The sequence below is a fragment of the Pseudomonas sp. DrBHI1 genome, assembly GCF_002205115.1.
Lineage (GTDB): Bacteria > Pseudomonadota > Gammaproteobacteria > Pseudomonadales > Pseudomonadaceae > Aquipseudomonas > Aquipseudomonas mosselii.
The window spans coordinates 110,395-112,219 of the sequence record NZ_NIBE01000075.1 but is presented as its reverse complement, the minus strand read 5'-3'; the positions used below and the strand labels follow the sequence as shown (position 1 = coordinate 112,219).

The 1,825-nt window shown below is 67.6% G+C and carries 3 protein-coding genes and 1 pseudogene; 3 read left to right on the top strand and 1 reads right to left on the bottom strand.

Annotation, left to right across the window (positions count from 1 at the left end; genetic code table 11):
* Positions 1–622, bottom strand: a 622-nt coding sequence (locus CC207_RS17265; RefSeq protein WP_088852468.1) for an ABC transporter ATP-binding protein, incomplete at its 3' end; no start/stop codon positions are given.
* Positions 623–632: 10 nt separating this feature from the next.
* On the opposite strand from CC207_RS17265, the gene CC207_RS17260 reads away from it, so the two are divergent.
* The 3 genes and pseudogenes from CC207_RS17260 to CC207_RS28375 form a co-directional block, all read left to right on the top strand.
* Positions 633–1,238 (top strand): arylesterase, encoded by a 606-nt coding sequence (locus CC207_RS17260; RefSeq protein ID WP_028692619.1) that lies wholly within the window; start codon positions 633–635, stop codon positions 1,236–1,238.
* 58 nt (positions 1,239–1,296) lie between these two features.
* Positions 1,297–1,578, top strand: coding sequence for a hypothetical protein (locus tag CC207_RS17255; protein ID WP_028692618.1), 282 nt, complete (start codon positions 1,297–1,299; stop codon positions 1,576–1,578).
* A gap of 94 nt (positions 1,579–1,672) precedes the next feature.
* Positions 1,673–1,825: pseudogene (locus tag CC207_RS28375) on the top strand (hypothetical protein); the annotation flags it as partial.

The window sequence follows — 1,825 nt, the reverse complement described above, 5'->3', positions numbered from 1 at the left end:
TGGCCAGGCGTTCGTCGTGGGTCACCAGCACCAGGGTGGTGCCGCGCTCCTGGTTCAGTTCGAACAACAGGTCGCTGATGCGCTCGCCGGTGTGGCTGTCGAGGTTGCCGGTGGGCTCGTCGGCGAACAGCACGGCCGGTTGCGCGGCGAAGGCGCGGGCGATCGCCACCCGCTGCTGCTCGCCGCCGGAGAGCTGGCGCGGGGTGTGGCTCAGGCGTTTGCCCAGGCCGACCCGTTCGAGCAGACCGCGGGCGTGCTCGCGGGCATCGCGGCGACCGTCGAGCTCCAGCGGCAGCATGACGTTCTCCAGGGCATTGAGGCTGTCGAGCAACTGGAACGACTGGAACACGAAACCCACGTGCTCGGCGCGCACCCGGGCGCGCTGGTCCTCGTCGAGGGGGCCGAGATCGTGGCCGGCGAGGATCACCTTGCCGGCGCTGGGGCGGTCGAGCCCGGCGAGCAGGCCCAACAGCGTGGACTTGCCGGAGCCGGAGGCACCGACGATGGCCAGGCTGTCGCCCTGGGCGAGATCGAGGGAGAGGGCGTGGAGGATGGTCAGGTCGCCTTCCGCGCTGGGGACCACTTTGCTAAGGTTCTGCGCAACGAGAATGCTGGGGCCCATGGAGAATCCGATGCGAATGTGGTGGTTGAGTGCCGGCCTGGCCCTGTGTTGCCTGGCCCAGGGCGCGGCGGCGGGAACGCTGCTTGTCGTCGGCGATAGTATCAGCGCCGGTTTTGGCCTGGATACCCGCCAGGGGTGGGTCAGCCTGCTGCAACAGCAGCTGAAGAAGGAGGGTTTCGACGATCAGGTGGTCAATGCCTCGATCAGCGGCGACACCAGCGCAGGTGGCCAGGCGCGGCTGCCGGCGCTGCTTGCGGCGCACAAGCCGGACCTGGTGGTGCTGGAGCTTGGAGGCAACGACGGCCTGCGCGGGCAGTCGCCGCAACAATTGCAACAGAATCTTGCCGCGATGATCGACCAGTCCCGCCAGGCCGGTGCCAAGGTGGTGCTGTTGGGCATGCGCCTGCCGCCGAACTACGGCGTGCGCTACACCACGGCGTTCGCCCAGGTCTATGAGCAGCTGGCCGCCGATAAAAAGGTACCGCTGGTGCCGTTCTTCCTCGATGGCGTGGGCGGGGTGCCGGAGTTGATGCAGGCCGATGGCATCCACCCGGCGGCGGCCGCCCAGCAGCGCCTGCTGGAAAATGCCTGGCCGACGATAAAACCCTTGCTGTGACGCTTTTATCGGGGGCCGCTTTCGGCTAATGTTGCGCCCCCCGTTTCGAGTGCCCCCGATGCCGCGCCCCGCCTGGTCCCTGTACGCCTACCAACTGATCGAGCCTGATGAGCAGCTCGACCTGTTTGCCTGCCAGGAAGTGCGCATCCACCTGGCCGCCCGCCAGCTCGAACTGGGCGTGCCGGTCGACCGTACCTTGTGCGGTGGCCTGCTGCCAGCGCAGCCGCGCTGGTCGGGGGTGGAGCGCGCGATCTACCGCGACGAGCGCCTGTGCCCGCTGTGCCGGGCGATCCTCGATGCCCAGCGGCGCGGCATGCGCCCGGTATGGCCGGAACTCTGAGCGCCTTTCATCATCTGAAACGCATGCGCCTCCCGCTCGTTTCGGCGCGGGTGTACAATCGTTTTCTTCACTGATCTTTCGAAGGATTTCCCGGATGTTGCCGCGCTTTCCCGCCGTCACCCGTAGCCTGACCCTGGCCGCCATGCTGGCGACAGGCCCCGCTGTTGCGCTGGAACTGCCGTTGCCACCTCCCGGTGAAGACGTCGTCGGCCAGGTTCATGCCATCAAGGCCAAGTACGAGGACACC